General features: G+C 41.4%; 7 protein-coding genes and 1 pseudogene. All 8 read right to left on the minus strand.

All coding sequences use genetic code 11. The annotated features are described in order from the left end of the window. Positions 1 to 145 precede the first annotated feature (145 nt). Complete coding sequence (locus IQ242_RS13630; protein WP_002767457.1) at positions 146 to 397, minus strand: hypothetical protein; 252 nt, start codon at positions 395 to 397, stop codon at positions 146 to 148. 5 nt (positions 398 to 402) lie between these two features. Then, entirely contained in the window at positions 403 to 1,161 is a 759-nt protein-coding gene (locus tag IQ242_RS13635; RefSeq protein WP_002767459.1) for a hypothetical protein, read from the minus strand. 30 nt (positions 1,162 to 1,191) lie between these two features. Continuing rightward, positions 1,192 to 1,584: a Mo-dependent nitrogenase C-terminal domain-containing protein gene (locus IQ242_RS13640; RefSeq protein ID WP_193960334.1), complete on the minus strand. Its 393-nt coding sequence runs from the start codon at positions 1,582 to 1,584 to the stop codon at positions 1,192 to 1,194. Positions 1,585 to 2,119: 535 nt separating this feature from the next. Beyond that, a complete protein-coding gene (gene argS / locus IQ242_RS13645; RefSeq protein WP_193960335.1) occupies positions 2,120 to 3,877 on the minus strand; it encodes an arginine--tRNA ligase in 1,758 nt (585 codons plus the stop codon). Between the two features lie 92 nt (positions 3,878 to 3,969). Further along, on the minus strand, positions 3,970 to 4,356 hold the full coding sequence (locus IQ242_RS13650; protein WP_193960336.1) for a type II toxin-antitoxin system VapC family toxin: 387 nt from the start codon (positions 4,354 to 4,356) through the stop codon (positions 3,970 to 3,972). Further along, positions 4,356 to 4,583, minus strand: a complete 228-nt coding sequence (locus IQ242_RS13655) for a DUF2281 domain-containing protein (protein ID WP_002750932.1) — start codon at positions 4,581 to 4,583, stop codon at positions 4,356 to 4,358. Before IQ242_RS13655 ends, IQ242_RS13650 begins: the two co-directional genes overlap by 1 nt. Positions 4,584 to 4,624: 41 nt before the next feature. Next, entirely contained in the window at positions 4,625 to 5,104 is a 480-nt protein-coding gene (ispF, locus tag IQ242_RS13660; protein WP_193960337.1) for a 2-C-methyl-D-erythritol 2,4-cyclodiphosphate synthase, read from the minus strand. 396 nt (positions 5,105 to 5,500) lie between these two features. Then, positions 5,501 to 6,426, minus strand: a pseudogene (gene secA, locus IQ242_RS13665) (preprotein translocase subunit SecA); the annotation flags it as partial.

The raw sequence follows: 6,426 nt of genomic DNA on the forward strand, positions 1-6,426 counted from the left end.
AAATCCTTATCTGGCAAGAGATTTAATTGATTAGTTCGCTCTAGAGCAAAAACAATTGACAAAAATCGAAGCAATGTCTTTCTATATAAGGGTTCCATCCCTTATAACCCCCGTCCATTGCATAACATAAACCGAAGAACCCAAATTACATTCTTTCCACACTGCCAAAAAAGACGGGTTCCACGCGAATAGCAATGACACTAGCCGGACGTAAAACCATATATTCCCCTTGGATATTTCTGATCGGAACATTGATAAAATCCTGAGAATCGGCTTTCGGAACTAATTCATTACTGTACCACTTTTGAAATTCTTGGATGGTCAAAAAACGTACCTCCTCGCGATGTCCACTGCTCAAGAACAAATGTACAGCGTACTCGTCAGCTTTTCTACTCATTTTTTTTAACTAATCAGATGGAATTTTTGTAATAAAGTTGCCATTAAAGGCGGAAAAGTGAGACGCAATTCGCTCAGATCCGAGAAAATTAATTTTTGGTAGCTTGGCAGGTCAAAAGCCAGTTTACCCTTTAATTCCGCCCGATTTTGATAGGTTAGCAGAATTTGTCCGCCCTGTTTACAAGCGATCGCATAACCTAATTCTACACCCACTAGGGGACTGGGCAGTAATTCCGTTTCCTTTTGGCTAATCGCCGTAGCATCAGCAATAAATAATAAACTTTTGCGAATTTGGCGTAATTGACTATCACTCAATCTAGTGACATTGCCCTCAGTTCGAGGCGTTTCTACCATGGTTAAGGGCAAACGGGAGCGTTTATTGAGATTTTCGACGGTTTCGGTCAAAACTGTTTTTAAAGCGGTGCTAGAGTCCTTAAATTGGCTTTGGGAGCTAAAATAAATGACGGGATCCAGCCAAGTGCTGAGGTCTTGTTTAGTAAAGTAAATTTCTTGAGAAATCAGGTCAATATTCGAGATGACGTAACCGCCACTACCTTCGAGGTAAAACTCCACCCTTTCCCCTTCTAGATAGCGTTGGAACCAGACAGAACCCTGTATTGTCAGACTGTCATCGAGAAAATCGGCTCTTAAACCCGATTTTAAGAGACTATTGCGACTTAAGCGCAAGTCGTGGGGACGTTTGACAACCTCGCGGATAGGTTCGTATTTGTCCAGATACCAAGCTTTCAGAGCGATGATGGCCATAGGTGTGGCGATTAAAGACACTCTCCCATTTTAGCAGTAAGCACCGATATCCTCTCCACATTCATCGGCCAGGTAAGAAAGAGCGCGAAATCTTAACATCATCAGGTTTTCGTAGAGGGGATTTAGCTTGCAAAGGGGCGGAATCTCTAGAATTGTCCAGCTAAATAGGGTAATTTTCCGCGCAAAGGGACATTGAGCCGGAATTAGACGACAAATTCTGTGGGCTAGTTCAGGTGTATTGATTTCTAGATGATCGATTCGTTGCCGCAGGGGTTGCCATAAATCCCATTTTGGTTGGGGTGACAGGTTTTTCCGATTGCCTTTCGACCAAGGGGCGATCCAATTAGACACAATTATTTTATTTGTGGTATAATCCGATACATCAGCATCGACCATAGCTTTACCTTCTATTGATTGACTCATAAGGTTCTATCTAAGATTACGAGAGGGCGAACAATCTTTCCCGAAAATCCCCTAGGACGTTCGGATAGTTGGCCGCTTTAACGATAACATCTCTGGGATAAAATTACCCGTTAAGACTGCACGGGAACGCTGGGGCTGCGGCGAGGAAATTTGAACATTTGTACTAATTTCCAGTCTCCGAGTTATCACCTGAAAGCTAATAGGCAACAGACGACAATAAGATAACGTCACGAGTGAGTTTAACCAGATTAATCTCTAAGCTTCGCCCCAAGATATTGGCTCTGATTAGAGCTATTTCTAGGTTAGCAAAAAGTCAGGTTTTTTCACGTCAGCATAGTACACTTTTTCTAGGTATAAAATATCACCCAGTTTTATCAAAGATACGCAATCCAAGCTGTGGGGTGTGGGGTGTAGGGTGTGGGGTGTAGGGTGTGGGAATTATGAATTATGAATTGGAAATTGGGGAGTTTTTTGCTGTGAATAGTAAACGGTGAACTGATAACTGATAACTGATAACTGATAACTGATAACTGATTTACATTCTTTCCAAAACGGGGATTCCCAAGAGATATAAGCCTAATTTGAGGGTTCTTGCCGTTAAATCACACAAAAATAAACGAGAGGTTTTAATCGGTTCTGCCGCTTTCAGCACTGGACAATTCTCGTAGAAACGATTATACTTTTTACTGAGTTCATAAAGATAATCACATAAACGATTGGGTAATAAATCCTCTTCCACGGCACTAATTACTTCCGGCAGTTGCAGTAATTGTTTAGCCAGAATTAATTCGCTTTCATCCTTGAGAATTAGCGGTGAATTGGCACTTAAATCCTGAAAATTAATACCACCTTCGCGACTGATACTCTGAACCCTAGCGTAAGCGTACAGCATATAGGGGGCGGTGTTGCCTTGCAGATTGAGCATTTTGTCGTAACTGAAAACGTAGTTACTATTGCGATTTTGGCTGAGATCGGCGTATTTAACGGCACTTAATCCGACGGTTTCGGCAGTATTAGCGATAAAATCGCTGGTTTCTTCTCTTTCCTCGCTTGCCAGTCTTTTTTCTAAGTCAGCTAGGGAACAGGCGATCGCTTGATCGAGCAGTTCTTGTAATTTTACCGTCTCCCCGGAACGAGTTTTTAATTTTTTACCATCTTCCCCTAAAACTAATCCAAAAGCAACGTGAACCACTGCCACATTATCGGGTAAAAATCCCGCTTTTTTAGCCACCTGAAATACTTGGGCAAAATGGTTAGCTTGTCCAGCATCGGTAACATAAATTATTCTTTCGGCCTTATCTTGCCGAACTCGATAACAAATTGCCGCTAAATCGGTGGTAGCGTAATTATAACCGCCGTCGGATTTCTTGACAATTAGGGGCAAAGGCTCCCCCTCTTTGTTGGTAAAACCATCGAGAAAGACGCATAAAGCGCCGTTGTCTTCTGTTAGCAATCCCTGTTGCTCTAATTCTCTGATTACTGCCTCAAGGTAGGGATTATAAAAAGATTCCCCCCTTTCAGTCAGTTTTATATCGAGAATATCATAGATTTTCTGAAATTCCCGTCGTGATTGTTGACAAAGTAACTGCCATGCTTGACGACTTTGAGGATCACCCGACTGTAATTTTACTACGGCTTGGCGGGCAGTTTCTTTAAAGTTTTCGTCTTCATCAAAACGAATTTTAGCCTTTTTATAAAAGCTAACTAAATCCCCTAAATCGAGAGCATCTGCTTGGGTTAAAGCGCTAGGATAAGCTTCTTGTAGATAGGTGATTAACATCCCGAATTGAGTCCCCCAATCCCCAACGTGATTAAGACGAATTACTTGATGATGACGAAATTCCAAAATCCGAGCAATACAATCACCGATTATAGTCGATCGCAAGTGACCGACGTGCATTTCTTTGGCAATATTGGGACTGGAAAAATCGACAATAATTTTTTGACTGGGGTTAGCGGTGGCAACTCCTAAACGGTTGTCAGTAATTACGTCTTTTAATTGGGTTTCTAGATAACTGGGTTTCAGGGTAAGATTGATAAAACCAGGTCCAGCAATTTCGGGGGGGTGACAGAGATCATCTATCTCTAGATTTTTTAGTAAAGTTGCCGCTACTTCCCGGGGTTTTTGTTTTAATTCTTTGGCTAAAGAGAGGGAAATATTACATTGATAATCGCCAAAACGGGGGTTACTAGCGGCCACAATTAGAGGATCGGTAGCGGCGAAGTTTTCCCCAAAGGATTTAACTAGGGATTGGGAAAAACGCTCTTTTATTTGTTGGATAATGGCAGTCATAGAGAGAATTTAGCAATGAATGTTAGAAATCTATGGGTAGTTAGGAAATTTATCTTGCTCTCATCTTGAATAGAATTGAGACGAACGGGGTATTATGTCCATTTTCTTGGTACATTATAAGCATCAAATTTAGTATCTTTACTAATTAGAATTAGCGACCTGTTTAGAGACTGAGCAATTAGCATTCTATCAAATGGATCTCGGTGATGCAAGGGTAAATTACAAATTTTTAGAGTATCAGAAAATGATATAGACAGTAAGGTGATATCTGATGCTTCTAGGTTAGTTTCAATGGTTTCATAACTTTTTTGTAGGGCTAACTTACCTAAATTTAACTTAATTGCAATTTCCCAGAGACTAACAATACTAACATAAACTTCAGGGGCAAAATCTATTTCCTCCCGAAGATTATCAGGCAAGTTAGGATCGTTTTCAGTTAACCAGATGAAAGTGTGAGTGTCCAGAAGAAAAGATGTCATCACATATATTCCTGAAAATCTTCCAAAGACTCATCAAAGTCATCGGACAAAGGTAAGGTAAATGTACCTTGTAAAATTCCTGAACGACGTTTCCTAAGAGAAGGTTTCTCTATAATAACATCTGATTGATAATTGGCCATTAAATATTCAGCATAGTGAAGCAGCTCTATTTTTAAGAACTCTGGCATTGTTTCGACAGTTTCTAAAATTTTTGTGTCTATATTCATAGGTTTGGGATACTTAATCTCAGCAAATTTTTACTAATTACTTATTCCTTAACCAATAAAACCACGGCATAAACTGCGATACCTTCTTCTCGTCCCACCGGTCCCAATTGTTCGTTAGTAGTGGCTTTAATTCCCACCTGTTCCAGATTAATCTTGAGGGTTTCTGCTAACTTGGCTCGCATCGCATTAAGGTGGGGTTTCATTTTCGGTTTTTCGGCAACGATTACCGAATCAATATTATTAATCTGCCAACCTTTATCGACAATTAATTGATTAACTTGTTCTAATAATTTTAAACTATTCGCCCCTTGCCATTGCGGGTCTGTGGGGGGAAAATAATGACCGATATCGCCTAAACTAAGCGCACCCAGCATGGCATCCATAATAGCGTGGGTTAAGACATCGGCATCACTATGACCCAATAAACCGACAGTATGGGCAATCTCTACTCCTCCTAAAATTAAAGGTCTTCCTGTTACCAATCGGTGGATATCGTAGCCGTTACCAATACGAATATTCATAGAGCAGTCCTCATTGTCGGTGTTTCTGCAAATGTGAGATGCACCCAAATTGCGGTAGAATTTTCTTGGGGATAATCTCCTAACTCCTGACTATCCACTGCCCATTACCGCAAAGGATAGCCATTTATTCTATCAGATTGAGAAGATATTACTTATGATAACACTTGTAACTATATTTTTCACTGCCTTGCTGGCAGTTACGGATTTTACTTACCAAGTTTTGATTCATTTTCCCATACAAATCCTCAATTCTTTGGGGTCGTTGCTGTCCTATGGAGTAATCGGACTGATAATTTTAGTCCTAGTGTGGATTGTGGGTGACTGATTTCTCAGGGGAAAAAAAATGAGAGAATCAGCCTTAGCTAATTCTCCCCAATTTAAGCCAACTTTTAGTTTTTACTGTTCACTAGCCACTGCTTGGGGTTGTCCTTGCGGTTGGAATTGGAACAGGGAATAAACCACATTGCGGCGGATATCAATCATCATTTCTAAAAACATCTCGTAGCCTTCCTGTTTATACTCAATTAGAGGGTCTTTTTGACCGTAACCGCGTAAACCAATCGACTCGCGTAAAGCTTCCATAGCTTGCAGGTGTTCGCGCCATAACATATCGATTTGTTGCAGGATAAAATAACGTTCGGCATCGCGCATTAAACCGGGGCGAATACTATCCACTTGACGTTCCTTAATTTCGTAGGCTTTGCGAACTTCTTCGTGTAGAAACATCTTGATATCATTGACACTCATCTCCTCGACATCTTTAGCGGTAATATCTGCCAACAGATAGACGAATTCCTGAGATTTACTAATCAGTTTTTCCAAATCCCATTCTTCCGCCGGCAGTTCGGGATTAACATAAGCCATGACGATTTCATCCATGGTTTTTTCGGCGTATTGCAGCACCTGTTCTTTTAGGTCCATCCCCTCCAAAACCCGACGACGTTCGGCATAAATAGCACGCCGTTGATTATTCATCACCTCGTCGTATTCAAACACCTGTTTCCGGGCATCATAATAGAAGGTTTCCACTTTTCTTTGCGCTCCTTCTAGGGAACGAGTTAACATTCCCGACTCAATGGGCATATCTTCTTCCACCCGGAAGGCATCCATTAAACCGGCCACGCGGTCGCCCCCAAAAATCCGCAATAAATTGTCTTCTAGGCTTAAAAAGAAGCGTGTAGAACCGGGGTCGCCCTGTCTGCCCGCCCGGCCTCGCAATTGGTTGTCAATACGGCGGGATTCGTGGCGTTCCGTCCCGATAACGTGCAGTCCGCCCCTTTCTACTACCTCATCGTGTTCTTTACCGGTGTAATCTTCATAAC

The sequence above is a fragment of the Microcystis sp. LEGE 08355 genome (assembly GCF_015207185.1).
In the GTDB taxonomy this organism is placed as follows: Bacteria; Cyanobacteriota; Cyanobacteriia; order Cyanobacteriales; family Microcystaceae; genus Microcystis; species Microcystis panniformis.

Bases quoted from the DNA above. Each gene is read 5' to 3' on its own strand.
- IQ242_RS13630 (WP_002767457.1), bottom strand. From the start codon at position 397: ATGAGTAGAAAAGCTGACGAGTACGCTGTACATTTGTTCTTGAGCAGT.
- IQ242_RS13635 (WP_002767459.1), bottom strand. From the start codon at position 1,161: ATGGCCATCATCGCTCTGAAAGCTTGGTATCTGGACAAATACGAACCT.
- IQ242_RS13640 (WP_193960334.1), bottom strand. From the start codon at position 1,584: ATGAGTCAATCAATAGAAGGTAAAGCTATGGTCGATGCTGATGTATCG.
- argS (WP_193960335.1), bottom strand. From the start codon at position 3,877: ATGACTGCCATTATCCAACAAATAAAAGAGCGTTTTTCCCAATCCCTA.
- IQ242_RS13650 (WP_193960336.1), bottom strand. From the start codon at position 4,356: ATGACATCTTTTCTTCTGGACACTCACACTTTCATCTGGTTAACTGAA.
- IQ242_RS13655 (WP_002750932.1), bottom strand. From the start codon at position 4,583: ATGAATATAGACACAAAAATTTTAGAAACTGTCGAAACAATGCCAGAG.
- ispF (WP_193960337.1), bottom strand. From the start codon at position 5,104: ATGAATATTCGTATTGGTAACGGCTACGATATCCACCGATTGGTAACA.